The sequence below is a fragment of the Stenotrophomonas sp. 2619 genome (assembly GCF_040548725.1).
GTDB lineage: Bacteria > Pseudomonadota > Gammaproteobacteria > Xanthomonadales > Xanthomonadaceae > Stenotrophomonas > Stenotrophomonas maltophilia_AP.
This window is the reverse complement of the sequence record NZ_JBEPSF010000022.1, coordinates 1-25624: the sequence shown is the minus strand read 5'-3', so window position 1 is coordinate 25624 and position 25624 is coordinate 1. Positions and strand designations below refer to the sequence as shown.

General features: G+C 65.0%; 26 protein-coding genes. 5 read left to right on the top strand and 21 right to left on the bottom strand.

Annotated features, from left to right (window positions below; translation table 11 throughout):
- Window positions 1–72: 72 nt before the first annotated feature.
- The 8 genes from rplS to ffh form a co-directional block, all read right to left on the bottom strand.
- Window positions 73–483: a 50S ribosomal protein L19 gene (gene rplS, locus ABIA71_RS18800; RefSeq protein ID WP_038689625.1), complete on the bottom strand. Its 411-nt coding sequence runs from the start codon at window positions 481–483 to the stop codon at window positions 73–75.
- A gap of 154 nt (window positions 484–637) precedes the next feature.
- Window positions 638–1396, bottom strand: coding sequence for a tRNA (guanosine(37)-N1)-methyltransferase TrmD (gene trmD, locus ABIA71_RS18795; RefSeq protein ID WP_038689627.1), 759 nt, complete (start codon window positions 1394–1396; stop codon window positions 638–640).
- A gap of 4 nt (window positions 1397–1400) precedes the next feature.
- The gene (gene rimM / locus ABIA71_RS18790; RefSeq protein ID WP_128096302.1) at window positions 1401–1913 is read right to left on the bottom strand and encodes a ribosome maturation factor RimM; all 513 of its coding nucleotides are present in this window, start codon (window positions 1911–1913) and stop codon (window positions 1401–1403) included.
- A gap of 43 nt (window positions 1914–1956) precedes the next feature.
- A complete protein-coding gene (gene rpsP / locus ABIA71_RS18785) occupies window positions 1957–2217 on the bottom strand; it encodes a 30S ribosomal protein S16 (RefSeq protein ID WP_017356068.1) in 261 nt (86 codons plus the stop codon).
- Window positions 2218–2329: 112 nt separating this feature from the next.
- Complete coding sequence (locus tag ABIA71_RS18780; RefSeq protein ID WP_354287263.1) at window positions 2330–3136, bottom strand: aminotransferase class IV family protein; 807 nt, start codon at window positions 3134–3136, stop codon at window positions 2330–2332.
- The gene (locus ABIA71_RS18775; RefSeq protein ID WP_354287261.1) at window positions 3133–4209 is read right to left on the bottom strand and encodes an NAD(P)H-dependent flavin oxidoreductase; all 1077 of its coding nucleotides are present in this window, start codon (window positions 4207–4209) and stop codon (window positions 3133–3135) included. The genes ABIA71_RS18780 and ABIA71_RS18775 overlap by 4 nt, the downstream gene beginning before the upstream one ends.
- 75 nt (window positions 4210–4284) lie before the next feature.
- Window positions 4285–4719: a hypothetical protein gene (locus ABIA71_RS18770; protein WP_141057214.1), complete on the bottom strand. Its 435-nt coding sequence runs from the start codon at window positions 4717–4719 to the stop codon at window positions 4285–4287.
- Window positions 4720–4870: 151 nt separating this feature from the next.
- Window positions 4871–6250 (bottom strand): signal recognition particle protein, encoded by a 1380-nt coding sequence (gene ffh / locus ABIA71_RS18765; protein ID WP_038689636.1) that lies wholly within the window; start codon window positions 6248–6250, stop codon window positions 4871–4873.
- Between the two features lie 131 nt (window positions 6251–6381).
- Between ffh and ABIA71_RS18760 the strand changes: the two genes are divergently transcribed.
- Window positions 6382–7176: a cytochrome C assembly family protein gene (locus ABIA71_RS18760; protein ID WP_141057215.1), complete on the top strand. Its 795-nt coding sequence runs from the start codon at window positions 6382–6384 to the stop codon at window positions 7174–7176.
- A 181-nt stretch (window positions 7177–7357) separates the two neighbouring features.
- On the opposite strand, the gene ABIA71_RS18755 is transcribed toward ABIA71_RS18760, so the two are convergent.
- Window positions 7358–7819 (bottom strand): YqhG/Tai3 family protein, encoded by a 462-nt coding sequence (locus ABIA71_RS18755; RefSeq protein ID WP_354287257.1) that lies wholly within the window; start codon window positions 7817–7819, stop codon window positions 7358–7360.
- 43 nt (window positions 7820–7862) lie between these two features.
- Window positions 7863–9245: a DNA repair protein RadA gene (gene radA, locus ABIA71_RS18750; RefSeq protein WP_354287255.1), complete on the bottom strand. Its 1383-nt coding sequence runs from the start codon at window positions 9243–9245 to the stop codon at window positions 7863–7865.
- A 150-nt stretch (window positions 9246–9395) separates the two neighbouring features.
- On the opposite strand from radA, the gene ABIA71_RS18745 reads away from it, so the two are divergent.
- A complete protein-coding gene (locus ABIA71_RS18745) occupies window positions 9396–11459 on the top strand; it encodes a putative bifunctional diguanylate cyclase/phosphodiesterase (protein WP_354287253.1) in 2064 nt (687 codons plus the stop codon).
- A gap of 503 nt (window positions 11460–11962) precedes the next feature.
- On the opposite strand, the gene cyoD is transcribed toward ABIA71_RS18745, so the two are convergent.
- The 6 genes from cyoD to ABIA71_RS18715 all read right to left on the bottom strand — a co-directional run bounded on the left by cyoD (window position 11963) and on the right by ABIA71_RS18715 (window position 18980).
- The gene (gene cyoD / locus ABIA71_RS18740; protein WP_128096296.1) at window positions 11963–12307 is read right to left on the bottom strand and encodes a cytochrome o ubiquinol oxidase subunit IV; all 345 of its coding nucleotides are present in this window, start codon (window positions 12305–12307) and stop codon (window positions 11963–11965) included.
- Window positions 12307–12948 (bottom strand): cytochrome o ubiquinol oxidase subunit III, encoded by a 642-nt coding sequence (cyoC, locus tag ABIA71_RS18735; protein WP_038689650.1) that lies wholly within the window; start codon window positions 12946–12948, stop codon window positions 12307–12309. The genes cyoD and cyoC overlap by 1 nt, the downstream gene beginning before the upstream one ends.
- Entirely contained in the window at window positions 12945–14942 is a 1998-nt protein-coding gene (gene cyoB, locus ABIA71_RS18730) for a cytochrome o ubiquinol oxidase subunit I (protein ID WP_038692409.1), read from the bottom strand. The genes cyoC and cyoB overlap by 4 nt, the downstream gene beginning before the upstream one ends.
- An 8-nt stretch (window positions 14943–14950) precedes the next feature.
- Window positions 14951–16039 (bottom strand): ubiquinol oxidase subunit II, encoded by a 1089-nt coding sequence (cyoA, locus tag ABIA71_RS18725; protein WP_354287251.1) that lies wholly within the window; start codon window positions 16037–16039, stop codon window positions 14951–14953.
- A 265-nt stretch (window positions 16040–16304) separates the two neighbouring features.
- Window positions 16305–17927, bottom strand: a complete 1623-nt coding sequence (locus tag ABIA71_RS18720) for a lactate permease LctP family transporter (RefSeq protein ID WP_354287249.1) — start codon at window positions 17925–17927, stop codon at window positions 16305–16307.
- Window positions 17928–17975: 48 nt separating this feature from the next.
- Complete coding sequence (locus ABIA71_RS18715; protein WP_354287247.1) at window positions 17976–18980, bottom strand: 2-hydroxyacid dehydrogenase; 1005 nt, start codon at window positions 18978–18980, stop codon at window positions 17976–17978.
- A gap of 145 nt (window positions 18981–19125) precedes the next feature.
- Here ABIA71_RS18715 and ABIA71_RS18710 point away from each other — a divergent pair, with 145 nt between their 5' ends.
- Window positions 19126–19926 (top strand): alpha/beta fold hydrolase, encoded by an 801-nt coding sequence (locus ABIA71_RS18710; protein WP_354287246.1) that lies wholly within the window; start codon window positions 19126–19128, stop codon window positions 19924–19926.
- Window positions 19923–21233, top strand: coding sequence for a GGDEF domain-containing protein (locus ABIA71_RS18705; RefSeq protein WP_354287244.1), 1311 nt, complete (start codon window positions 19923–19925; stop codon window positions 21231–21233). The genes ABIA71_RS18710 and ABIA71_RS18705 overlap by 4 nt, the downstream gene beginning before the upstream one ends.
- 42 nt (window positions 21234–21275) lie before the next feature.
- Here ABIA71_RS18705 and ABIA71_RS18700 read toward each other — a convergent pair whose 3' ends face one another.
- Window positions 21276–21572 carry a hypothetical protein gene (locus ABIA71_RS18700; protein WP_354287242.1) on the bottom strand — a complete coding sequence of 99 codons (297 nt, stop codon included), beginning with the start codon at window positions 21570–21572 and terminating at the stop codon, window positions 21276–21278.
- 758 nt (window positions 21573–22330) lie between these two features.
- On the opposite strand from ABIA71_RS18700, the gene ABIA71_RS18695 reads away from it, so the two are divergent.
- Window positions 22331–22783 (top strand): DUF695 domain-containing protein, encoded by a 453-nt coding sequence (locus tag ABIA71_RS18695; protein WP_354287240.1) that lies wholly within the window; start codon window positions 22331–22333, stop codon window positions 22781–22783.
- A 203-nt stretch (window positions 22784–22986) separates the two neighbouring features.
- Here ABIA71_RS18695 and ABIA71_RS18690 read toward each other — a convergent pair whose 3' ends face one another.
- From ABIA71_RS18690 to ABIA71_RS18675, 4 genes are all read right to left on the bottom strand, one after another.
- Entirely contained in the window at window positions 22987–23244 is a 258-nt protein-coding gene (locus ABIA71_RS18690; RefSeq protein WP_354287238.1) for a hypothetical protein, read from the bottom strand.
- A gap of 280 nt (window positions 23245–23524) precedes the next feature.
- Window positions 23525–23788: a hypothetical protein gene (locus tag ABIA71_RS18685; protein WP_354287236.1), complete on the bottom strand. Its 264-nt coding sequence runs from the start codon at window positions 23786–23788 to the stop codon at window positions 23525–23527.
- Between the two features lie 252 nt (window positions 23789–24040).
- Window positions 24041–24373 (bottom strand): hypothetical protein, encoded by a 333-nt coding sequence (locus ABIA71_RS18680; RefSeq protein ID WP_354287234.1) that lies wholly within the window; start codon window positions 24371–24373, stop codon window positions 24041–24043.
- Between the two features lie 519 nt (window positions 24374–24892).
- The gene (locus ABIA71_RS18675) at window positions 24893–25324 is read right to left on the bottom strand and encodes a hypothetical protein (RefSeq protein WP_354287232.1); all 432 of its coding nucleotides are present in this window, start codon (window positions 25322–25324) and stop codon (window positions 24893–24895) included.
- Window positions 25325–25624: the final 300 nt, after the last annotated feature.

The window sequence follows — 25624 nt, the reverse complement described above, 5'->3', positions numbered from 1 at the left end:
TGCGCCACAAACGAAAACGGCCACCCGAAGGTGGCCGTTCGTTGCGCGACAACCGGGGTTGTCGGCGCGGTATTACTGGGCAGCCTTGGCAGCAGCCAGGCGGGCCTGCTTGGCCTGCGCAGCGGCAGCCAGATCTTCCTTGATGCGGGCAGCCTTGCCTTCCAGGCCACGCAGGTAGTACAGCTTACCGGCGCGGACCTTACCACGACGCTTCACTTCGACCGAGTCGATGATGGCGCTGTGGGTCTGGAAGACGCGCTCGACGCCGTAGCCGTGCGAGATCTTGCGGACGGTGAACGCGGAGTTCAGGCCGGCGTTCTTGGTGCCGATCACGACGCCTTCGTAAGCCTGGACGCGCTCACGGTTGCCTTCCTTGACCTTCACGTTGACGACGACGGTGTCACCCTGGCTGAACTTCGGCAGCTCGCGGGTGATCTGGGCGGATTCGAAATCCGCAAGGATGGTTTTGTTCAGCTTGCTCATGGGTGCACCGATAGTGTTCGGGTGGTCGTGTCGTTCGACAACGTGGGCTCATGCAGTCACCGGACTGTGCTGCACGTTTTTTGTAGGGTTTCCACCACCGGGCACAGAGGCCTGATGGGAATCGCCAATGATAACCGAAGATTCCTGCCCCGCGCTAGGGGGAAGGGTCGTCGGCCAGGGCCTGCCGGGCCTGCGCGAGCAGAATCCGGTCGGCCTTGGACAGCTGGGCCTCGTCAAGCAGGTCCGGCCGCCGGGTTGCGGTCCGCAGCAGCGACTGCTGGCGGCGCCAGCGGGCGATGGCGGCATGGTTGCCCGAGCGCAGCACGTCCGGGACAGTGCCCCATTCATGCTGGGCCGGGTGGCTGAAATGCGGGCAGTCCAGCAGCCCCTGCGGGCCTTCGAAACTGTCCTGGGCGGCCGATTCGGCATCGCCCAGGGCGCCCTCCTGCAACCGGGTGACAGCATCGACGATCACCGCCGCGCCCAGCTCACCGCCGGACAGGACGTAATCGCCGATCGAGATTTCCTCGCTGACCTCCGCATCGAGGAAGCGCTCATCGATGCCTTCATAACGCCCGCACAGCAGGATCATGCGCGGCAACGCGGCCAGTTCACGCACCTTGGCCTGGGTCAGCGGCGCGCCCTGAGGGCTGAGGTAGATCACCGGCGCAGGCGCCGGGTCGGCCGCCTTGGCCGCGGCCAGGCAGGCGCGCAGCGGCTCGATCAGCATGACCATGCCGGGGCCGCCGCCGAACGGACGGTCGTCCACCCGGCGGTAATTGCCTTCGGCATAGTCACGCGGATTCCAGCCATGCAGGTCGAGCAGGCCGCGCTCGGCGGCACGGCCGACCACGCCCAGCGCGGCCGACTGTGCCATGAACTCGGGAAACAACGTGATGACGTCGATTCTCACCGGATCAGAACTCCGGATCCCAGTCGACCACGATCAGGTTGGCCTCGAAATCCACCGAGACAACGAATTCGGGCTGCACGAACGGAATCATCCGCTCACGGTCGCCCTGCACCACCAGCACGTCGTTGGAGCCGGTCGAGAACAGGTGCGACGCCCGCCCCAGTTCAACGCCGTCCACGGTACGCACCTGCAAGCCTTCGAGGTCGACCCAGTAATACTCGTCGGCCTTCGGCGGCGGCAGCGCGCTGCGTGATACATAGACTTCGGTTCCGTACATCGACTCGACCACATCGCGGTCGGTGATGCCCGGAAACACCGCGACCAGATGCTTGCCGGACTGACGTCCGCGTGCCCCGGTCAGGGTGCTCTCCTGGCCGGCGGGCGTGCGCAGGATCCAGGGCTGATAGTTGAAAATGGCGGTACGCGGCTCGGTCCAGGACTCGAGCTTGATCTCGCCTCGCACACCAAAAGCGCCGACAATCCTGCCCAGCAGGATCCGGCGCTCGGTATCTTTCATCTGAATAGACCGAATGGGCCGCGGCAGGCGCGGCCCGTCAGGATCAGGCCGCCGAGGCCTGGGCCTTGGTCGCTTCCTTGTACAGGTTGCGAACCTTGTCGGTCATCTGGGCGCCGTTGGCAACCCACTTGTCGACCAGCGGCAGGTCCAGCACGATGCGGGATTCCGCACCCTGGGCCACCGGGTTGTAGTAACCGACGCGCTCGATGTTGCGGCCATCACGGGCGCTGCGCGAGTCGGTCACGATGATGTGGTAGAAGGGACGCTTCTTGGCGCCGCCGCGGGTCAGTCGAATCTTGACCATGGTGTTGTTTCCTCAATTGCCCAGTCGCCAGGATGGCGCGGTAAGCCGGCGATTATAGCGGCGGCCTGCGGTCATTCCAAGCCTGTGAAGACCGGCCAAGCTGAATAGCGCGCTAACCGGCGCCACGGAGGGTCCCCAGCGGCTGCCAGGGCGCGGCCTCCAGGCTGCCCCGGGCCCACTGGCAGAACATCTCGGACCGGGCGAAGGTCACCGCATCGATTGCTTCGATCGGCCAGACCCCGGCCGAATTGCAGGCGATGGCGCCGCTGAACCGGTCCAGCTCGGCCAGCGCCACCGGACGCACCTGCTGCTGCGCCGGCGCGAACCCGGCCTGCAGCAGCCGTTCGTGGGTGCCACGCAGGGCCGGCGCCTGCGGCCACACGATCTGGTCGCCCTGCAGGAAGGCGACGTTCCAGGTGCTGCCCTCGCTGACCTCGCCGTCGTCGGTGACAAACAGCGCATCATCGAACCCGTCCTGCACCGCCCGCCGACGCTGTTCGAACAGCGCGAAGGTGCCCACGTGCTTGAGGTGCGGCAGCTCGCGCTGGTACACCACCGAACGCACGCGCCGCGCCGTGGCCGGCATCGTCACCGGCGGCGCGACCGCCACCAGCACGTCCACCGCGACCGGGCGCAGCGGCTGGCGGAAATCGAACGCACGCGAGAACACCGTCACCCGCAACGCGGCATCGCGCATCTCTTCGGCGTGCAGCGCGTGCTGCATCCAGGCCTGTACCTGCGTCGCATCCAGCGCGGTGCCGAACAAGGCTTCGGTGCCCTGCTGCAACCGCTGCAGATGCAGGTCCAGGCCCTGCACCGCGCCACCGCGCACCTGCAGCGAGGTGAAGTGGCCGTAGTTGGTCAACGCGCCGGCAAGATCCTCGACGCTGGCGCGCTGGCCGTTGCAGTAGAGCGTCATTCCAGCAGCGCCCGCGCGTCGGACCACATCTGCTGCAGCACCTCGGTGGCCGGGCGCGCCGGTGCCATCCAGGCCGATTGCCCGGCCCAGGCCTGCATGGCATCAATGCGGTGCTCGCGGTTGGCCTGCGCGCGCATCGGCGCACTGAGCCCGCGCTGCACCGGATACGGCCGCGGCGGCGGCGCGTCGGGACCGGCGGCGGCGCGCACGTAGGGGGTGGCCAGCCCGCGACCAAGCCGGCCACTGAATGCCCGCGTCGGCCAGGTGTCTTCGGGTTCGGCCGCGGCGAGTGCGTGCGACCAGGCCGGATCGATCGCGCATTCGGGCGTGCGCAGGAACGCGGTGCCTACCTGCACCGCGCTGGCACCCAGCGTCAGCGCCGCGGCGATGCCGCGACCATCGGCAATGCCACCGGCCGCGATGACGGGGATGTCCAGATGATCGGCCAGCCGCGGCAGCAGCGCGAACAACCCCACCAACTGACGCTCGGCCGCATCCGGATCGAACGCGCCACGATGCCCGCCGGCTTCAAACCCCTGCGCCACCACTGCGTCGGCACCGTTGGCCTGGGCGGCGCGCGCTTCGGCCAGGGTCGTCGCGCAGGCGATCCAGGCAATGCCAGCGTCTTTCAGGCGCTGTACCTGCGCTGCGGAGAACACGCCCATGATGGTCGAGGCCACCGCCGGACGCGCGGTGATCAGCGCATCGAACTGCGCATCGAAATCGGCCGGGCCGGCATCGGCGGCACTGACCGGCACCTCCGGCCCCCACTGCGCCAGGAACGCGCGCGTGGCCGCTTCGGCCTCGGCATCGCGCTGCGGCGGCGCGTCGGGCACCCACACATTGACCTGGGCCGGCCCGCTGGACTGCGCGCGGAAATCATCCATCCACGCCACGATGTCCGCTGGCTGGGACAGCACCGCGCCCATCGCGCCCATGCTGCCGGCCGTGGCCAGCGCGGCCGACAGCGGCACCGGGCAGGCGCCGGCCATCGGGGCAAGCAGGATCGGGGCCTGCAAGGCAAAACGCCGACAGAAACTGTCGGCGCGTTCGAGGATCGGCAAACGACTCACGCGCGGCGCACCTGTAGGGTCAGACCCGGCCAGCATACGCCGCACCGCTCTGCCCGGCATGCACGCCGGCAGGATTCAGCGCGCCGACACCGCGTAGGTGCGGACCAGCTGGCTGTCCATTTCTTCGTTGAACGTGAAGGTCACATAGCGCGCGTCGTCGGCGGCGAATTCTTCTTCGACCACGGCCCGACCGATCTCGGTGCCCTCGGCATCCAGCGCACGTGCCACCAGCTTGCCCTTGAACGGCTTGTCGGCCACCACGTACACCGCCGCGTCCTTGGAGCCCATGCCACGGCTCTTGCCCTGGGTCACGGTCAGGCCGCGTGCGGCCAGGCCGGGGTCGGTCTGCAGCGTCACGCTCATGCGCTTGTCCACGCCCTCGCCCAGGCCGGCGACGAAATCGGCGGCGGTGCCGCTGATCGCACTGCCTGCCTTCTGCGACATCGACGTGTCGTCCTTGCAGGCGGCCAGCGCCAGGACCAGCGCCACCACCACGATCGACTTGTTCACGGGCATTCCTTTGAGAGAGTCATACAGCGGGCTAGTCAATCACCCGGCCAAGGCGCTGGCAAGACGCACCGGCGCAGGCCGGTGACGCGTGCGGACATTACGGTGGAGCGGAGGGTGCGCGGGGCCCGCAGGCCGGCCGCGCACGGGGTACTCAGCGGAACGGCAGGCCGCCGCGGCCGCCCATGGCCCCCATCATGCCCTTCATGCTGCGCATCATGCCCTTCATGCCGCCGCCGGCCATCTTGCTCATCATCTTTTCCATCTGCTGGAACTGCTTCATGAGCTTGTTGACGTCGGCCGGGGTCAGGCCGGAACCACGCGCGATGCGGGCACGGCGCGAGCCGTTGAGCAGGCCCGGGTTGCGGCGTTCCTTCTTGGTCATCGAGTTGATGATGGCGATCATGCGCGGCACTTCCTTGCCCTGGCTGACCTGCTGCTTGAGGTGCTCGGGAATGTTGCCCAGGCCCGGCAGCTTGTCCATCAGGCCGCCGATGCCGCCCATGTTCTGCATCTGCTCGAGCTGGTCGCGCATGTCGTTCAGATCGAACTTCTTGCCCTTGGCAACCTTCTCGGCCAGCTTCTGGGCCTTGTCCTTGTCGACCTGCTGCTCGACCTGCTCCACCAGCGACAGCACGTCGCCCATGTCCAGGATGCGGCTGGCGATACGGTCGGGGTGGAACACGTCCAGGCCGTCGGGCTTTTCGCTGACGCCGACGAACTTGATCGGCTTGCCGGTGATGTAGCGCACGCTCAGTGCGGCACCGCCGCGGGCGTCACCGTCGGTCTTGGTCAGCACCACGCCGGTCAGCGGCAGTGCTTCGCCGAAGGCCTTGGCGGTGTTGGCCGCGTCCTGGCCGGTCATGGCGTCGACCACGAACAGGGTTTCGGCCGGGTTGACCGCTGCGTGCAGCGCCTTGATCTCGGCCATCATGGCGTCGTCGATGGCCAGGCGGCCGGCGGTATCGACGATCAGCACATCGGCGAACGACTTGCGTGCGTCATCGATGGCCGCGCGGACGATCGCTTCGGGCTTCTGGTCGGCACTGGAGGCAAAGAACAGCACGCCCACCTGGTCGGCCAGGGTCTTGAGCTGCTCGATCGCGGCCGGACGGTAGACGTCGGCCGACACCACCATCACCTTCTTCTTGCGCTTTTCCTTCAGGTGCTTGGCAAGCTTGGCCACCGTGGTGGTCTTGCCCGCACCCTGCAGGCCGGCCATCAGGATGATCGCCGGGGCCGGCACGTTGAGGTTGAGGTCCGACGCCGCCGAGCCCATGACCGTGGTCAGCTCGTCGCGCACGACCTTGATCAGCGCCTGGCCGGGGGTCAGCGACTTGAGCACTTCCTGGCCGACGGCGCGCACCTTGATGCGCTCGACCAGCGCCTGCACGACCGGCAGGGCGACGTCGGCCTCAAGCAGCGCGATGCGCACTTCGCGGGTGGCCTCGCGGATGTTTTCCTCGGTGAGGCGACCGCGGCCACGCAGCCGCTCGATGGTGCCGGAGAGGCGCTGGGTCAGGGACTCGAACATGGAGGCAACCTGTTCAGAACGAAAGACAGAGAGACGCACAGTATAGCGGGTCCGCCAAGCACCCCGGACCGCACCTGCGCCCCGTGGCCGCAGGCATCGCCAGCACCCCGGGGGTATGCGAAACTGCCACGATGACAATCGTTCTCATCGCGACCCTGCTGTACCTGACCGCCACCGCCCTGCTGGTGCGCGCCGTCAGCCGCGATGACGCGATCCGCTCACCCGCCTGGCTGTGGCCGGCGCTGCCGGCCATGCTGCTGCACGGCGGTTACCACGTGCTGGTGGCAATGCGCACCACCGGTGGCCCGGACATGCACTTCTTCGCCGCGCTGTCGCTGGTGGGCCTGGGCATGGCCTGGCTGACCTCGCTGGTGGCTGCGCGCGGGCGCATGGCCGCGCTGGGCGTGCTGGTGTTCCCGATGGCCGCTGCGGTGCTGTGCATCTACCACGGGTATGGCCATGAGCCGAGCAAGCCGCTGGGCTGGCAGCTGGCCACGCATGCCTGGCTGGCGCTGCTGGCCTACGCCACGCTGAGCGTGGCCGCGCTGCTGGCGATCATGCTGTGGCTGCAGGAACGGGCGCTGCGCCGCCGCGATTTCCGCCCCTGGCTGCGGGCACTGCCGCCGCTGGCCGACCTGGAGGCCCTGCTGTTCCGGGTGATCACAGTCGGCTTCGCACTGCTCACCCTGACCCTGGTCACCGGCGTGCTGTTCGTCGATGACCTGCTGGCCCAGAAGCTGGTGCACAAGACCGTGCTCAGTGTGCTGTCGTGGATCGTGTTCGGCACGCTGCTGATCGGCCGCCGCCGCTACGGCTGGCGGGGCGCCAAGGCCGTGCATTGGACCCTCACCGCGATGGCGCTGCTGCTGCTGGCGTTCTTCGGCAGCCAGTTCGTGATCGAACTGGTGTTCGGACACTCACGGTAGCGCCGGGCTCTGCCCGGCTACGTGATCCGGGGTTGCCTCGTAGAGCCGGGCTCTGCCCGGCTACGTGATCCGGGGTTGTCTCGTAGAGCCGGGCTCTGCCCGGCTACGTGATCCTGGGTTGCCTCGTAGAGCCGGGCTCTGCCCGGCTGCGTGATCCGGGATTGCCGGGCAGAGCCCGGCGCTACGGGTATTCCACGGGCGCCGACAGCAGGGCGCGCTGCGATTGCCCGCTGTCGGTGACCATGTCATCCACCCGCCAGCAGCCATCGGCCGCGCGCACCAGCGTCAGGCGGGCCAACCGCGCGGCCTTCCACACCCGGTAGCGCGCTTCCACGGTGACGCGTGTGGGGTCTTTCGTTGGTTTGACGGCGAACACCGGCGGTGCGTCGATCTCGCCGTCCTGGCCATCCAGCCACGGATCGCTGTCGAACCGGCAGATGCCCTCCTCCACCCGCTGGCACTCGCGCTCGGCCGCCAGCAACGTGGCCAAACCGGGGGTCAGCACGCTCGGCGAGGTGGCGAGGAAATCGTCCGCACTCGCCTTCAGGAACGCCTGCCCCACCGTTACCGGATCGCCGCACGCCGGCGCCGCCTGTACCGTCGGCGCGAGCACCAACGCCATCCACACGATCCCTCTGCGCATGCACTACTCCATTGAATTGATGATGCCGCCAACAGTGTAAGGCTCAGGCCGCTTCAATCGCCTCGGACAGCCGCTCCACCGCGATCACCTCCATGCCCTTCACGCTGCCGGTCTTGGGCGCGTTGGCCTTGGGCACGATCGCGCGCTTGAAGCCGTGGGTGGCTGCTTCGCGCAGACGATCTTCGCCGTTGGGCACCGGGCGGATCTCGCCGGACAGACCGACTTCGCCGAAGGCAATGGTCTTCTCGGCCAGCGGCCGGTCCTGCAGCGAGGACAGCACCGCCAGCAGCACAGGCAGATCCACCGCGGTTTCCTGCACCCGGATGCCGCCCACCACGTTCACGAACACGTCCTGGTCGCCGGTGAGCACGCCGCCGTGGCGGTGCAGCACCGCCAGCAGCATCGCCAGCCGGTTCTGCTCCAGCCCCACCGCGACACGGCGCGGGTTGGACAGCGGCGAGGTGTCCACCAGCGCCTGCACTTCCACCAGCAGTGGCCGAGTGCCCTCGCGGGTGACCATCACGCAGCTGCCAGGCTGCTGGGTGCTGCCGCCGGAGAGGAAGATCGCCGACGGGTTGGAGACTTCCTTCAGGCCCTTTTCGCCCATCGCGAATACGCCCAGTTCGTTCACCGCCCCGAAGCGGTTCTTGAACGCGCGCAGCAGGCGGAAGCGGCTGCCACTCTCGCCTTCGAAGTACAGCACCGCATCGACCATGTGCTCGAGCACGCGCGGCCCGGCGATACCACCTTCCTTGGTGACGTGGCCGACCAGGAACACGGCGGTGCCGGTTTCCTTGGCGAAGCGCACCAGCCGCGCGGCACTCTCGCGGACCTGGCTGACCGAGCCCGGCGCCGCGGTCAGCGATTCGGTCCAGAGGGTCTGGATGGAGTCGGCCACGATCAGCTTGGGCCGGGCCACGCTGGCATGCTGCAGGATCGCTTCCACCTGGGTTTCGGCCAGGGCGTTGACGTTGTCCAGCGGCAGGTCCAGCCGCACCGCGCGGCCGGCGACCTGCGACAGCGACTCCTCACCGGTGATGTACAGCACCGGCAGGGTCGCGGCCATCTTCGCCACCGCCTGCAGCAGCAGCGTGGACTTGCCGATGCCGGGATCGCCGCCGACCAGGATCACCGCGCCCTCGACCAGGCCACCACCGAGCACGCGATCGAACTCGCCGATGCAGGTGCTCACCCGCAGGTGCTCGGTCTGCTGCACGTCCTTGAGCGCCATGATCTTGGGCGCATCGACCTTGCCCGCCCACCCCGAGCGGCGCGACGCCGGCGAGGACTTGCTGGCGGGGGTCGCGCTTTCCAGGGTGATCTCGGTCAGCACGTTCCAGACGCCGCATTCGGTGCACTGGCCCTGCCACTTGCTGTATTCGGCGCCACATTCACTGCAGACGTACGCGGTGAGTCGCTTGGCCATGTCCACTTCCACTTCATCGGTTGTCGGGCAGGATAGCCGAGCCGCGTCGCAGCAACCGAGACGCGCCGTGCGGACCGCCCTCAAGTTCCCCTTGGCGATGCCGATACCACCGCGGGCGACTGCCCCTTCCATTCTTTTCCAGGCTTTTCCATGACCGGCACCTACAGCCAGAGTCTTGTCGTGTTCTCGCTGCTGGTCGCCATCCTCGCCTCGTACACCGCGCTGGACATGGCCGGCCGGCTGGCCAGCACCCAGGGGCGGGTCGCCCGCTGGTGGCTGGCCGGCGGCGCCGGGGCGATGGGGCTGGGTATCTGGTCGATGCACTTCATCGGCATGCTGGCCTTCCACCTGCCGATCCCGGTGGGTTACGACCTGGGCATCACCCTGTTCTCGCTGGCGGTATCGGTGGGCGCCTCGGCCTACGCGCTGTGGCTGGTCTCGCGCCCGGCACTGCCGTGGACGCGGCTGGGCGCCGGCGCGGTCCTGATGGGCCTGGGCATCGCGGCGATGCATTACCTGGGCATGGCCGCGCTGCAGATGCAGCCGGGCATCGAGTACGACCCGTTCTGGTTCGCGCTGTCGCTGCTGATTGCCGTGGTTGCCGCCGGTGCAGCCCTTTGGATCGCCTTCCGGCTGCGGCTGGAACAACGGCGTGCGCTGCTGCTGCGTGGCATGGCGTCGGTGGTGATGGGCCTGGCCATCGTGGGCATGCACTACACCGGCATGGCCGCGGCGAACTTCCCCGCCGGCAGCATCTGCGGCGCGGTGATGGACGCCGGGCTGGACAGCAAGTGGCTGGCGGTGCTGGTCATCGTGACCACCCTGGCCACGCTCGGCATTGCCCTGCTGGCCTCGGTGTTCGACCGCCAGATGCGGACCCGCACCGGCCTGCTGGCCGATTCACTGGCCCACGCCAACGAGAAGCTGCTGCAGGCGGCCCTGCACGACCCCCTGACCCAGCTGCCCAACCGCATGCTGCTGCAGGACCGCATTGAACAGGCCATCGAAAAAGCGCAGCGGCGGCAGTTCAGCTTCGCGGTGATGTTCTGCGACCTGGATGGCTTCAAGGCCATCAACGACGCCTACGGCCACCAGCTCGGCGACAAGCTGCTGATCCAGATGAGCGAGCGCGTGAGCGCCCTGCTGCGCAGCCACGACACCTTCGCGCGACTGGGCGGCGATGAGTTCGTGATCGTGTTCCAGGTCGACGATCCCGAAGATGCCGCCGTGGTCGCCGAACGGATCATCGCCTGCGTGGCCGAGCCGTTCGTCATCGACACGTTGGAACTGCAGGTCACCGCCAGCCTGGGCATCGCGCTGTACCCGGCCGATGCCACCGACGAGCGGGCACTGATGGCGCACGCCGACGCCGCCATGTACCACACCAAGGAGTCGGGCCGGAACGGCTATACCTTCTTCACCGAATCGATGCATGTCAGCGCCAACCGCCAGCTCAAGCTGCTGCAGGAACTGCGCCGTGCCATCCAGCGCGACGAACTGGTGCTGCACTACCAGCCCAAGTTCCCGGCCAATGGCCAGGCGCTGATCGGCGCCGAAGCCCTGGTGCGCTGGCAGCACCCCGAGCTGGGCCTGCTCAGCCCGGACAACTTCATTCCCGTGGCCGAACGCAGCGGCCTTATCCTGCCGCTGGGCGAGTGGGTCCTGGACCGGGCCTGCGCGCAGCTGCGGCAGTGGCACGACGCGGGCCACCCGGAGTGGTCCATGGCGGTGAATCTGTCGCCGCTGCAGTTCGGCTCGAGCACCCTGCTGGAGACGGTGCGGCGCACGCTGGAAAAGCACGCGTTGGACCCGCGCCACCTGACCCTGGAAGTCACCGAAACCACCGCCATGAAGGACGTGGAAGCCAGCCTGCAGATCCTGCACGGCCTGACCGACATGGGCGTGAACATTTCCATCGACGATTTCGGCACCGGCTATTCCAGCCTGCTCTACCTCAAGCGCATGCCGGCCACCGAGCTGAAGATCGACCGTGCGTTCGTGCGCGACCTGGAAGACAACGCCGAAGACGCGGCGATCGTGTCGTCGATCATCGCGCTGGGGCGGTCGCTGCAGCTGCAGATCGTCGCCGAAGGCGTGGAGACGGACGGGCAGCGCCAGTACCTGAGCGACCTCGGTTGCGACCTGTTGCAGGGGTACCACCTGGGCCGGCCGGTGGCCGCCGACGCGTTCCTGCGTCTGGCACAGGCGGCCTAGGACGCCGCACGCGTTGCATTCGCCGGTGGGGTCGAACCTTTGGTCGACTGCCGGTAACGGTGCAACGCGCGGTGGCGACCTGACCGTTGCACGGCGCGGGCTCTGCCGTGCCATTGGACGACGCAGGCCCTGCCGTTGCCACGCGCGGCCGCGATGATTGTCATGCGTTCGCCGGGTGTGGACGGGATATCGGCAGTCGTTTGGGAACCGACCCTACCTCGGCAGGTGCCAGATTGCCGGTAGGGTCGAACCTTTGGTCGACTGCCGGTAACGGTGCAACGTGCGGTGGCGACATGACCGTTGAACGACGCGGACCCTTCCGTGCCATTGAACGACGCAGGCCCTGCCCTTGCCTCGCGCGGCCGCGATGATCGTCATGCGTTCGCCGGGTGTGGACAGGATATCGGCAGTCGTTTGGGAACCGCCCCTGCTGTGCTGAACTACCAGACGCAGAAAGGCCGCCCGAGGGCGGCCTTTCTGCGTGCAGCAACGTCGGGAAGACGTCAGTGCATCATGTGCACGTTCATGTTGTGCATGACCCACAGCGAGCCGGCGACGATGATGCCGATCACCACCACGGTGAAGGCCGCCGCGCTGACGTTCCAGCGCTGTTCCGAGGAACGGTTCAGGTGCAGGAAGAACACCAGGTGCACCAGGATCTGCAGCACCGCGGCGATCACGATGATCACGCCGGTGGTGAAGGTCGGCAGGTTGCCGTGCATCACCAGCCAGAACGGGATGATCGTCAGGATCGCGGCCAGCGCGAAGCCGACCAGGTACGACTTGACGCTGCCGTGGCTTTCGCCGCCGGCACCATGGTCGTGTGCGTGATTGTCATGTGCGGCCATTACAGCGCTCCCTTCAGGTAGACGACGGAGAACACGCCGATCCAGATCAGGTCCAGGAAGTGCCAGAACAGGCTCAGGCACGCCATGCGGGTCTTGTTGGTCGGGGTCAGGCCGTTCTGCTTGATCTGGATGAACATGATCAGCAGCCACAGCAGGCCGGCACTGACGTGCAGGCCGTGGGTGCCCACCAGCGCGAAGAACGCCGACAGGAACGCACTGTGGTCCGGACCGAAGCCCTCATGGATGAGGTGGTTGAACTCCCACACTTCCATGACCATGAAGCCGAAGCCCAGCAGCCAGGTCAGGCCCAGCCAGAGGTACATCTGGCCGACCTTGTGCTTGTGCAGGGCAATCATGCCCAGGCCGAAGGTCAGCGAAGAGACCAGCAGCAGCGTGGTTTCCCAGGCAACGAAGGTCAGGTCGAACAGATCCTTCGGACCCGGGCCACCGTTGGTGCCACCGGACAACACGATGTAGGTGGCAAACAGGCTGGCGAAGATGAGGCAGTCGCTCATCAGGTACACCCAGAAACCGAAGACGGTGTTGCCGCCGGTGTCGTGGTGCTCGTGGTCATCATGGCCGTGGGCCGCCGCGTGCGCGGCGTGCCCATGGTTCATGGCGTTGGAGGTAGTGCTGCTCATGCCTTCAGCTCCGCTTTCACCAGGCCCTGCGCCACCAGGTGGCGACGGTGCTCGTTTTCGATGCGCTCCACTTCGGCGGCGGGCACGTAGTAATCCGTGTCCTTGTCGAAGGTGCGCCAGATGAAGGTACCGATCATGCCGACGATGCCGACGATGGCCAGCCACCAGATGTGCCAGATCATCGCAAAGCCCAGGACCAGGCTGAAGGCACCGATCACCACGCCCGTGCCGGTGTTGCGCGGCATGTGGATGTCGGTGTACTTGGCCGGGCGCTCCCACGCTTCACCACGCTGCTTGCGCTCCCAGAACTCGTCCAGTTCGGTGACGCGCGGCAGCGAGCCGAAGTTGTAGAACGACGGCGGCGAAGAGGTTTCCCACTCCAGCGTACGGGCGTCCCACGGGTCGCCGGTGAGGTCGGCGGTCTTCTTGCGGTCGCGGATCGACACGGCGATCTGGATCACCTGGCACAGGATGCCGGCGCCGATGATGAACGCACCGAACATCGCAATCACCAGCAGCGGCTGGTATTCCGGGTTCGGGTAGCTCTGCATGCGGCGGGTCATGCCCATGAAGCCCAGGATGTACAGCGGCATGAACGCCACGTAGAAGCCGATGAACCAGCACCAGAACGCGCGCTTGCCCCAGGTTTCGTTGAGGCGGAAGCCGAACATCTTCGGCCACCAATAGGTGATGCCGGCAAACATGCCGAACACCACGCCGCCGATGATGACGTTGTGGAAGTGGGCGATCAGGAACAGGCTGTTGTGCAGCACGAAGTCGATGGCCGGGATCGCCAGCATCACGCCGGTCATGCCGCCGATGGTGAAGGTGACCATGAAGCCGATGGTCCACAGCACGGGCGTGGTGAACTGCACGCGACCGCGGAACATGGTGAACAGCCAGTTGAAGATCTTCACGCCAGTGGGGATGGAGATGATCATCGTCGTTATGCCGAAGAAGGCATTGACGTTGGCACCCGAGCCCATGGTGAAGAAGTGGTGCAGCCACACGATGAACGACAGCACGCCGATGCAGGCGGTGGCGTAGACCATGCCCTTGTAGCCGAACAGCGCCTTGCGCGAGAACGTGGCGATGACCTCGGAGAACACGCCGAAGGCCGGCAGCACCAGGATATAGACTTCCGGGTGACCCCAGATCCAGATCAGGTTGATGTACAGCATGGCGTTGCCGCCACCGTCATTGGTGAAGAAGTGCGTGCCCAGGTAACGGTCCAGGGTCAGCAGCACCAGGGTGACGGTCAGCACCGGGAAGGCGGCGATGATCAGTACGTTGGTGACCAGCGCGGTCCAGGTGAACACCGGCATGTGCATCAGCTTCATGCCCGGGGTACGCATCTTCAAGATGGTGATGAAGAAGTTGATGCCGCTCAGCGTGGTACCCAGGCCTGCTACCTGCAGGCCCCAGATGTAGTAGTCGACACCTACCCCTGGACTGTATTCCTTGCCCGACAACGGCGGGAAGGCCAGCCAACCGGTCTGCGCGAACTCACCGACGCCCAGCGAGATCATCACCAGGCCCGCGCCCGCCACGAACAGCCAGAAGCTGAGCGAGTTGACGAACGGGAAGGCCACGTCGCGGGCGCCGATCTGCAGCGGCACCACGACGTTCATCAGGCCGGTGATCAGCGGCATCGCCACGAAGAAGATCATGATCACGCCATGGGCGGTGAAGATCTGGTCGTAGTGGTGCGGGGGCAGGATGCCCTCGTTGCCGCCGGCCGCCATGGCCTGCTGTACACGCATCATGATCGCGTCGGCGAAGCCGCGCAGCAGCATGACGAAGGCGATGACCAGGTACATCACGCCGATCTTCTTGTGATCCACCGAGGTGAACCACTCTTTCCAGAGATAGCCCCACAGCTTGAACTTGGTGATCAGGGCCAGCACCAGCAGGCCACCGATCCCAGCACCGATCAACGTGGTGATGATGATCGGATCGTGCGGGATGTCGGCAAATGTCAGTTTACCCAACAGATTCATGCTTATTCTCCCGAGCCTGCGTGGCCGGTGTGACCGGCGGCGGCATGCTCGTCTGCAGTGTGTTCGGCGTGCTCGGCGGCAGCACCCGCGGCGTGGGCCGCGTGCGTGTCGTCGGCGTGCACGTCCGCCGGGGCAGGACCTGCAGCGGCAGGCATGTCGTGGCCGGCGTGGCTTTCGCCCGCGGCGCCGTCATGACCCATCGCGTTGTGGTCGTGCTTCATGCCGTAGTGCTGGTTGTCGCCCATGTGCTTGGCGATGACCCAGTCGAACAGGCCGGCTTCGGCGGTACCGAAGTAGGTCACCGGGTGCCAGTCGTGGTTCTTTTCGGCCACCAGGGCATTGAACGCGGTCTTGTCCAGGGTCGCCGCGTCGGCGCGGACCTTGGCCAGCCACTCCTGGTACTGCGCATCCGTCACCGAATGAGCGCTGAAATGCATCTTGCTGAAGCCCGCGCCACTGTAGTGCGAGGACATGCCCGGGAATTCACCGGTCTCGTTGGCGATCAGGTGGAGTTTGGTCTCCATGGCCGTCATCGAGTAGATCATGCTGCCCAGGTGCGGGATGAAGAAGGCATTCATCACCGAATCGGACGTGATCTTGAAGTTCAGCGGGGTATCGACCGGGAACGTGATCTCGTTGACCGTGGCGATCTTCTCTTCCGGATAGATGAACAGCCACTTCCAGTCGAGCGAGATGGCTTCGATCACCACCGGCTTCTTGTCCGACTCCAGCGGACGGTACGGATCCAGCGCGTGCGAGGAACGCCAGGTCAGCACGGCCAGCACCAGCACGATCATGCACGGGATCGACCACACCACCACTTCGATCGCGGTGGAGTGCGACCACTTCGGCTCATAACGGGCCTTGGTGTTGGTCGCGCGGTACTTCCAGGCGAAGGTCAGGGTCATGATGATGACCGGCACGACGACCAGCAGCATCAGCACGGTAGCCGTGATCAGCAGCGTCTTCTCATCGTGGCCGATCTGGCCCTTGGGGTTGAGGATGGCCGAGTTGCAGCCCGTCAGGAACACGGACAACGCGAACAGCAGGCCCGGACGCAAATAGCGTCCAAGGGGTTTCAACGGAATCATCGGTCGATCCAATTGCGTAGGGAATGCCAGCTCAAGCGCGCCCCGTCCCGGCCAAAGGCCGGTTGTGCCGGTCCAGGGGGACAGGCACAGGGGACGATCATGTCAGCCCTCTAATTTTAGGCCGTCATGCATCATTTAAGAAAGGCATTGACAATGATCCAGCGCAGGAAAGCCCCGTTTTAGCTGCGACACGTTGTCGCAGTGCGGGCAATACGCCCGATTCGGCACGCCAACACGTTCATGTATAGACATGAATACCCTGCCCTCACCCGACCAGCCACGACAGCAGCAGGGTACACAGGCAGACATAGCCCAGCAGGGCCAGGCTCACCGCCAGGGTGGTGCGCATGATCGCCGATTCCTGGCCCACCAGCTTTACCGCGGCCGCCGCAATGGCGATCGACTGCGGCGACACCAGCTTGGCCATCACCCCGCCGGCGGTGTTGGCGGCCACCAGCAGCGCTGGGCTGACCCCGATCTGGGCGGCAGTGACCGCCTGCAGGTGGGCGAACAGGGTGTTGCTGTTGACCACCGAGCCGGTGATGAACACGCCCGTCCAGCCGATCACCGGGGCCAGCGCCGGGAACACCCCGCCGGCCTGGGCCAGCGCCAGCCCGATCGTGGACGACGCGCCCGAGTAATTGGTGATGTAGGCCACGGCCATCACCAGCGCCACGGTGGCCAGCGGCTTCCACATCTCCCGGCTGGTTTGGGCCAGCTCCTCGCCGGCCGCGCGCAGACCCAGCTTCGGCGACAGCACCACCGTGAGCAGCGCGGCGATCAGGATCGCGGTGCCCGAGGCGTTGAGCCAGCCCACGGTCCACACCGCCGGCAGTGTGTGCGCGACGGCCACCAGCGGGGGCAGTTCCTGGATACGCTGGTCGAGCAGGCTCACCGGCAGGTGCAGCACCGTGGCCCCGAGCGCGCCATCGGCGGCGAACAGCGCCTTGAACGCCGGCAGGCTCCAGACCAGGATGGTGGCGGTGAGGATGTAGAACGGCGACCAGGCCAGCAGCACCTGCTTCAGCGACCAGCGTTGGCTGGACACCGGCGGCGCCTGCGCCTCGCGGTAGATGCGGCGCGGTCGCCACACCTGCATGAAGGCGGCCAGGCTGCCCATCGCGGCAAGCGGGCCGATGATGTCCACCAGTTCCGGCCCCAGCAGGTAAAGCACCAGTGTCTGGGTTCCACTGAACACCCCGCCGACCACCAGCAGCACCGGCCAGGTCTCGCGCACCCCGCGCCAGCCGTCCAGCAGCAGCACCAGCACCGCCGGCAGCAACAGCGCGCAGAGCTGAACCAGCGGGATCAGCATCTGCGACATCTCGCCCAGCCCCACCCCACCCTGCTGCGCACCCACCAGCACCGGAATGCCGATCGCACCGTAGGCCCCGGCCGCGCCGTTGGCGACCAGGCACAGCATCGCCGCCTTCAAGGGGCGGAAGCCGAGCTCAACCAGCAGCGCGGCGCAGATCGCGATGGGCACGCCGAAACCGGCGGCACCTTCAAGGAAACCGCCAAAGCAGAAGGCGATCAGCAGCACCTGGATGCGCTGGTCCTCGGAAATGGTCGCGATGCTGCCGCGGATCACCTCGAACTTGCCGCTGCGGATGGCCAGCTTGTACAGCCAGACCGCCATCAGCACGATGAAGCTGATCGGGAATACGCCGTTGGCGATGCCGAGCAACGCCGCCCCCACTAGCATGTCCAGTGGCATGCCAAACACCAGCGAAGACACCAGGGCCGAGACCAGCACCGCCAGCAGCGCGGCGGTGAGGCCCTTGAGGCGAAGCACGGTGAGCGCCAGCAGGAACACCAGCACCGGCAGCGCGGCCAGCAGCGCCGAGAGGTTCGCATTGCCGAGCGGATCGTAGTTCTGATGCCACATGGTCAGGCCCTGCGCTGGAGAAGGACGGGGAACAGCATCACGCGTGGATCAGGGTAGCGGCACCGCGTTCGGACACGCCCGGCCAGCGGCGAAATCCCCCAGGTTGCGCAGGGTGATCTCGGAGATCTCCTGCAGCGCCTCCACGGTGAAGAAGCCCTGGTGGCCGGTGACCAGCACGTTGGGGAAGGTCATCAGGCGCTGGAAGGCGTCGTCATCGATGATTTCCCCGGAGCGGTCCTGGAAGAACAACGCGCTTTCCTGCTCGTACACGTCGATGGCCAGGTGCCCCAGGTGCCGCGCCTTGAGCGCGCCGATCACCGCGTGGGTATCGACCAGCCCGCCGCGCGAGGTGTTGACCAGCATCGCGCCGGGCTTCATCCGCGCCAGCGAGGTGGTGTTGATGAGGTGATGGGTGTCCGGGGTCAGTGGGCAATGCAGCGACACGATGTCCGCGCGCGCCAGCAGCTCGTCAAGCGCGACGAACGTGCCGATCGCATCGAACGCGGAGGATGGGTACGGATCGTGGCCGAGCACGGTGCAGCCCATGCCCTTGAAGATGCGGGCCGTGGCCAGGCCGATCTTGCCGGTGCCCACGATGCCCACCGTCTTGCCGTAGAGGGTGCGCCCGAGCAGTCCGTCGAGCATGAAGTTGCCCTCGCGCACCCGGTTGTAGGCGCGGTGGGTGTGCCGGTTGAGCGTCATGACCAGCGCCAGGGCGTGCTCGGCCACCGCCTCGGGCGAATACGCCGGCACCCGCGCCACGAAGAAGCCCAGCTGCCCGGCCATGCCCAGGTCCACGTTGTTGAAGCCGGCGCAGCGCAGCAGGATCGCGCGCACGCCCAAGGCGTGGAGGGCCTGCAGCACTGGCGCGTCGAGACGGTCGTTGACGAACACGCAGACCGCCTCGCAGTCCTGCGCCAGCGCTGCGGTATGCACGTCGAGGGTGGCGTCGAAGTAAAGCAACTCCACCGGCCGGGCCGCATCGGCACGCTGGGTAGCCTCCTCGAGGAAGCGGCGGTCGTAGGGCCGGGCGCTGAAGACGGCAGTTCGCATGACGGGCTCTCCGGAAATTCCAGCCCCACCATACCGCGCCGCGATGACGCACGGAAACACGCGGCGAATGCCGGCCCCCACCATGGACCCGGCTGCCCACCTGCCCTAGTATTCGCCCCTTGGGAAACGCCATGGGTAAACGTACTTGGGCAGTTTTGAGCGCTTCAACGGCCGCCGCAGCGGTCAGGGCAAAGAGGTCGTCATTCTTTCCCACGGCTTCGGCACCGACCAGACAGCGTGGACTGCATTGCGGCCCTGGTTCGACCAACGGTTCGACGTGGTCTCGTTTGATCTCGCCGGCTGCGGCCCCAACGGTGCGGACACCTACGATTTCGACCGGCATGGCGCGATGTTCGGCTATGCCGACGATCTGCTCGATATCGTCGACGAGCTCGACCTGCACCGGTTTACGTATGTCGGGCACTCGATGAGCGGCATGATCGGGGCGGCCGCCGCGGTTGCACGCCCGGAGCTGTTCGAACGCGTCGTGACCATAGGCGCTTCGCCGCGCTACCTCGACGATGACGGCTACACCGGCGGCTTCAAGCCGGCAGACCTGGACAACCTGTTCGAGAGCATGCGCGCCAACTACCAGGCCTGGGTGGCCGGATTCGCGCCCATGGTGGTGGGCGTGGAGGACAACCGCGTGCTCGCGGACTTCTCGCGTACGCTGTTCCAGATGCAGCCGGACATCGCGCTCAACACCTCGCGCACCATTTTTACCTCGGACATGCGCACGCTGGCGCCGCAGTTGTCCATGCCGGTGCACGTGATCCAGACCGCGGTGGACATGGCGGTTCCGGTCGAGGTGGCCCAGTGGCTGGCCGATACGATCGACGGGGCAACGCTGGACATCATCGATGCGTCCGGGCACCTGCCGCATATGACCGCCGCCGACGAGGTGACCCGAATCCTGGAACGGCGATTGCTCGGGACGGTGTCTTGAGCGCGCCCGGCAGCGAGGCACTCGCCGCCCTGTGCAGCTTCGCCCGGCTCACCACCCACGCAGACCTGGCCCTGGCCGTTGAACTGGATGCGCAGGGCCGCTCGACGTGGTCGACCGGATCGCCCGCGTTGCCCTTGTCCGGGTTCAGTCTGGCGCGCAGCGGCATTCTCGAGCGCGCCTGGCAGGGAAAACCCGTGGACGCGACCGGCTTCCGCCTGCCGACGGCCATCCTGCACGCCTTGCAGGGTGCGCCCGCCCAGCTGCTGTACGTGCCGGCCCCGTCGGTGGGCAGCCCGCACAGCGGCCTGTTGCTGCTCTGGAAACACCAGGCCCCTGCCGAAGGGATCACAACCCAGCTGCCGTTGCTGTCCAGCAGCGTGGCCGGACTTCTCGCCGCGCGGCGTGAGGCCACCCGCCAGCTCATCGCGCACAACCAGTTCATCGACCTGGTGGAAAGCGTGCCGGCCGGCATCGTGCTGATCGACGGCGATGGCGTGGGCGCGGTGATCAATGAACACGCTGCCGCGCTGCTGGGCTGTGCCGCAGGCAACCACCGCGCCGCCGACCTGGCTGGCCCGATGCGGGCGCTGCGCCTGCGCAGCGACAACCACGCCGAACTGGAGCAGGCGTATGCCGCGCAGATGGGCAACGTCAACTTCGCCGCGACGCTGAACTGGACGTTTGGCGAACGCACCTTCGAGGTGGACACCCACCCGGTGCGCGGCAACGGCGAGCATGGCCGCATCTGGCTGTTCACCGACGTCACCGCCGACCTGCTGATGGCCGCCGAACTGCGCCGCCTGGCGTCGTCGGACCCGTTGACCGGCGTACCCAACCGACGTCATTTCGAGGAGCGCTCCGCGCAGATCATCGCCGCCCGCGAAGCCAGCGGACATGCGGTGGCGGTGCTCATGGTCGACGTGGATCATTTCAAGGCGATCAACGACACGCACGGCCACCCGGTAGGCGATGAAGTGCTCAAGATCGTGGCCCGGCGCTGCCGCGATGCGCTGCGCGACCGCGACCTGTTCGCGCGGTTCGGCGGTGAGGAGTTCATTGCGCTGCTGTCGGCACCGGTCATCGACGAAGTGCCGGCCGCCGCCGAGCGCCTGCGCCATGCGATTGCCGCCGAGCCGATCACCGTGGGCGGCACCCGCATTGCCGTGTCAGTAAGCGTGGGCGGCGCGGTGGGCGAAGCGCTGCCGGGCTGCGACCCGACGCTGCTGGAGGATCTGGTGGCGCGTGCGGATGAGGCGTTGTACCAGGCGAAGACGGCCGGGCGTAACCGGGTGAGCATGGCGGCGTAGGCTGATCAGCCCCGACCATCAACGGCACTGGTGGCGCAGGCCTCAGTTCCCGGGCGGATCGATCTCGACCTTTCCGTCATCCCCCACCCACACCATGCACAACCGGCCATCGCCTTCGTACTCGTACGACCAGGCCGTGTCCGAACGCGCGTCGCTGATGAAGGTCATGCCCGTTTCGCTGCCGGTCTTGGCAAGCGCGCAGGCACGGACTTTTTCATCCGCAATGCGGCGCGCCGCCGCCCTGGCAGCGGCCGAGTCCGGCGCGGGTTTGCCGCAGGCGGTGAGCAGAATCATCGCGGCGGTGGCGGTGGCGAGGGTGATGCGGGTGGTTTGGCGCACGCGGGTGATTGATGCAGGGCTTGAGAAGCAGGATCGTCGCATGCGGGGTGGGGGAACGGAAGGACGGCCTCTGCGAACCGTTTCCATGCGGCATCGGTAGTGCCACACATCTGAAGCGTTCGTCACCAAGCCTCAGGAATCGGAGAAAACAGCGCTCCGCCATCGGACGTTGAATAGACGGCTATTAAAGACCTTCCGCCGGTCACCTCAGTGCCTCGATGGTCTGAACATACAGAACGTCGTCGGAGCAACCACCGCCTTCAATCCGTCTGTCTCTGATGTCGTACCACAGAAAATTCAGAGACCGCGGTCGAAAATCCATGGTCCCGGTGAGCACCACGGACTTTCCATCCCAGGCACCGGATCTGCGTAGGACATTCTTGGGTAGAGCGAGATCGACGCACTCGCCCGACGGGGTCTGGAGTGAGCCCAATCCATGCCCACCGACGTACACCGCCATGACCCCACGCAGCGTTGTTTCGCCCTGAACAGCGGGGACGTGGGTTCTGCATGATGTGGCAAGTATCACCAGCACAGTCACGGCCAACAGCTTTATGACGCCCATGGGACGTGCTCCGTTTCTCTGCAGCATTCTTTTGGTGGCTGGAGCTGGATTGGACAGTCTGGGGGAGAACATCCGGGACGGTGGTATGGCCCTCTCAACAAAACCAACGTTAAGTGCTTACAGGGCGCGACCTAACCATCGACCGATACCATCAGAGTGCTAGAGTTTGCATCTATGCCAGCTGGAAAGACGGATGAACGATGTCCCTGATCCCTGCTATAGCTTGTTTGAAACTTCCATCGGTGGCAATCCAGCTATCGTAGTTGTCAATTCCACGCTACTGACTTTTACTGGACGTGATGCTTTTCCGTGGCACTTGAGGGTTGGGGTTCATTGCAAGCTACAAGGTGCCAATGGCATGCCAACCCACGAAGAGGTGGAAGCTCTTTCCCGCTTGGAGGAGGAGATTGCACCCGCGATTGAGACCGACCAGAACGCAATTTTTCTCGCTCGAATTACGGCTCGCGGGGAACGCGTGCTCCTGTACCGAGTGCATGATCCCGAAAGAGCGAATGAGACATTGCAACTGCTGATCTCCAATTCAGATGGACAGCGTGAATGGGAATATCAGCTGGAACACGACCTCGGCTGGATCTTGGCGAAACCGGAGCTGGACTTGCTGGTTCCGCCTTCTCATTTCAACTAGCCATGTCCGCTCATTGCACCAAGTGACAGTGCAAGCATCCGGGCGCAATTCTCAGTGCACACACCCGCTTCCGGCCATAAGAGCGTAGCTGTCACTGTCAACTAAAAACGCCCTCCTTTGGCAGGTTCCGGACGGAAATTGACTGACCTGTCCTTTGAGCCTGGCTCTTGCCTCACCCAATCAGCAGGGAGCATCTCCCTGCCTCACAAACAACGGGTACTCATTAATGCCCCCTCCTCCCAAGGACCATCCACTATTCTCCCGCGCCATATGCCTTCTATTCTAGGTGCGACAACGATGATCTTAGCGGTGAGATCACCATCTGATCCTGTCACGGGCATCCCTTCTTCGATAACCAGATGCCCTCTTCTCAGGTCCTCCAGCGTCCCCGCGAGGTTGAGCCTCAGGAAACCATCAGGATCTCTATTATTGAAATCGACAAATATTCTGATCTCAGACATCTATGGCCTCTGCAACGATCTTGGCTGGGTCGGCGACGTTATCTGCCCCGCGAATTGCCTCAACAGGGGCTCACTGGCGTACCAGCTTATCTCCGAACTCCTGAGCTACCGCCTTTTCACTTCGGGCGCCTATCACTGCGCTCCCGCCGGGAATAGGAGTCGAACCTGCCGCTTGGCCGCCTGCATCTAAGTTTTGCTCGACGCGCACCCTAATAACGCCCCATGCAAGGCTTGAACATACCCATCTGCAGGCCGCAAAACCGAAGCAAATGTTATCGAATCACCTCCTCAGCCGACATTGGTCCTGGAGCTTCTCAATAATCTCCACCACACACTTATCGAAACCCAGAAAGCACCGCTCATCCACATTGCTCACGTCGGGCGAGATCACTTCGAAGTCGACCCATTCCTTGGCGAGCACATTTTCCATACGTGCCGCTCTAGTTTCGCTGATCACAATCCGCCATGCTTGCCTGCTATCACCACCGGCATCTTTTGCCAGATTAACCTTAGCCATCCATTCCACAAAGTAGCGCTGCGCCAACCCCAAACTCGGCGGCTATTAGTCAGACAAGACACGCGAGCAGTGCAAGTTTTTTTCTGGTGGCCAACAACCAAACTCGCTTGTAGCAGCTCACGGTCACGGTCAATGAAATTTCCGAGGCCGCGCACGGGCAAGTTGCACTTATTTTTTGATGCAATTTCAACCAACACCGCATGCAACTTGGATGAGTTAACCCCTACCATTTCATTATCTTCAGACTGGCGCTATTCATCATTATAGGGACAGGCAGGCTCAGTTCCAGATGACAATGCTTCCGTCGGGCCCGTTCAGCTGCATGGCTTCTGGACCGGAGTGTCCGTCGTCCGTCAAGTCGACGGTGAGAACTTTATCGCCCGAAAACATCATGGTCATTTTGACGTCATCGATCAGGCAATCGACCAACTTCAATCGGAGCGACGCATGTGTCAGTGCGCCCACCCACTCGCCGCAGGACAGCGTGTATCTGTTATAAATATGAAGCGACCATCCATCATCAGTTCCAACCAGAAGCTGCGCATCCTCGACGGTCAACGTTACATACTTGCCTTTGAGATGTTGAAGAGTGTCTGATCGATGCTGGTTCATGTGACGTACTTGGCCCTACTTGAGTGGAAAATGCGACTTGAATTGGGCAAAAGCGTGAAGCTCTGGGATCGGTGATTTCGAACAACCCTGAAGGGATAGGAATCAATCGTCCGAACTCATCTTCGACTCCGTAGGGAGTCAAACCATGGTATTCGCCCTTCTCGAAGATGCAGGCAACCGTGTACACAAGGTACTCATGCCCAACGTTGATCGGGAACTCCCTCCGCGATCTGTACCCAACGAAGGCGACACATCCATGCCGATTCTCAACGCCCGCACTTTCATACGACACTCACCTATGGATTGATCACAGTTTTTGGCTCGATGATCTGACCAGTCTCAGAATTGCGGGATGTTGTAGAACCACCATCGGCGTGTCGCTCGACATGATGCCTCGTTGCGCTCTCATCCAATCAACGTGATCATTGAGCGGCGCTTCATCCGCCTTACGAACGCTCGCATGGATGCCGATGACTTTGCCACCGGAATTGTTTATCTCAACGCCATTGAGGAGTAAAACTACCGTTCGCAGTAGTAGGGGTAGACAGGAAATGATAGCGAGCGAGCTGCGTCAGCTGCGATGACTTCCGCATCGCCAAATGCTGCATAGGCAATGCTGGCCCGCAAGGTTTGACCTGGCTCCAAGCGAACCTCGCCACATCCTCCGGGGCAGTATGCGGTCATAGCTGCTTTCGGATGCAGAGGGCCGTTGGTCGTGGTCAAGACAGCTCCTTCGTAACCCATCGGAAACGATCCATTTTCGATAGGCCAGCTTTCCATTGACAGGCAAAGAGGCCCGTCAGCGGCAGAATCCAAGACTACAACGTATCGCTTTTCCGTCGCGCGGTCAGTCACAGAAACGCTGAAATCCTTGGAGTCCGCACGCCGAAGCTGAGTTGCACAGGCCGGTATCAACATGCACAACAAGGCAGCCACCAATAACTTTTTCATCGAGCCTGATCCATGATGTGGTCCGGATTGATAAGGCGCTGCTCACTGGACAACGTCTTGAAGATACTTTGCTGCTGAGGGGTTCCAAACTTGTATGCCGTGTCTCCATTGAAGAACTGGTCCTTATAGCCCAGCACAGCATGTCCGGTTTCGTGGGGGGGGGGGGGGGGGGGGGGGGGGGGGGGGGGGGGGGGGGGGGGGGGGGGGGGGGGGGGGGGGGGGGGGGGGGGGGGGGGGGGGGGGGGCGGCGGCGGGGGCGGGGCGGCCCCCCGCCCCCCCCCCCCCCCCCCCCCCCCCCCG

What these genes read in the sequence shown, in the direction of transcription:
- ABIA71_RS18745 (WP_354287253.1), top strand. Translation starts at nt 9,396, where the DNA reads ATGACCGGCACCTACAGCCAGAGTCTTGTCGTGTTCTCGCTGCTGGTC.
- ABIA71_RS18690 (WP_354287238.1), bottom strand. Translation starts at nt 23,244, where the DNA reads ATGTCTGAGATCAGAATATTTGTCGATTTCAATAATAGAGATCCTGAT.
- ABIA71_RS18780 (WP_354287263.1), bottom strand. Translation starts at nt 3,136, where the DNA reads ATGACGCTCTACTGCAACGGCCAGCGCGCCAGCGTCGAGGATCTTGCC.
- radA (WP_354287255.1), bottom strand. Translation starts at nt 9,245, where the DNA reads ATGGCCAAGCGACTCACCGCGTACGTCTGCAGTGAATGTGGCGCCGAA.
- ffh (WP_038689636.1), bottom strand. Translation starts at nt 6,250, where the DNA reads ATGTTCGAGTCCCTGACCCAGCGCCTCTCCGGCACCATCGAGCGGCTG.
- cyoC (WP_038689650.1), bottom strand. Translation starts at nt 12,948, where the DNA reads ATGAGCAGCACTACCTCCAACGCCATGAACCATGGGCACGCCGCGCAC.
- ABIA71_RS18760 (WP_141057215.1), top strand. Translation starts at nt 6,382, where the DNA reads ATGACAATCGTTCTCATCGCGACCCTGCTGTACCTGACCGCCACCGCC.
- ABIA71_RS18695 (WP_354287240.1), top strand. Translation starts at nt 22,331, where the DNA reads ATGAACGATGTCCCTGATCCCTGCTATAGCTTGTTTGAAACTTCCATC.
- cyoA (WP_354287251.1), bottom strand. Translation starts at nt 16,039, where the DNA reads ATGATTCCGTTGAAACCCCTTGGACGCTATTTGCGTCCGGGCCTGCTG.
- rimM (WP_128096302.1), bottom strand. Translation starts at nt 1,913, where the DNA reads ATGAAAGATACCGAGCGCCGGATCCTGCTGGGCAGGATTGTCGGCGCT.
- ABIA71_RS18755 (WP_354287257.1), bottom strand. Translation starts at nt 7,819, where the DNA reads ATGCGCAGAGGGATCGTGTGGATGGCGTTGGTGCTCGCGCCGACGGTA.
- ABIA71_RS18680 (WP_354287234.1), bottom strand. Translation starts at nt 24,373, where the DNA reads ATGAACCAGCATCGATCAGACACTCTTCAACATCTCAAAGGCAAGTAT.
- ABIA71_RS18675 (WP_354287232.1), bottom strand. Translation starts at nt 25,324, where the DNA reads ATGAAAAAGTTATTGGTGGCTGCCTTGTTGTGCATGTTGATACCGGCC.
- ABIA71_RS18715 (WP_354287247.1), bottom strand. Translation starts at nt 18,980, where the DNA reads ATGCGAACTGCCGTCTTCAGCGCCCGGCCCTACGACCGCCGCTTCCTC.
- rplS (WP_038689625.1), bottom strand. Translation starts at nt 483, where the DNA reads ATGAGCAAGCTGAACAAAACCATCCTTGCGGATTTCGAATCCGCCCAG.
- ABIA71_RS18720 (WP_354287249.1), bottom strand. Translation starts at nt 17,927, where the DNA reads ATGTGGCATCAGAACTACGATCCGCTCGGCAATGCGAACCTCTCGGCG.
- rpsP (WP_017356068.1), bottom strand. Translation starts at nt 2,217, where the DNA reads ATGGTCAAGATTCGACTGACCCGCGGCGGCGCCAAGAAGCGTCCCTTC.
- cyoD (WP_128096296.1), bottom strand. Translation starts at nt 12,307, where the DNA reads ATGGCCGCACATGACAATCACGCACACGACCATGGTGCCGGCGGCGAA.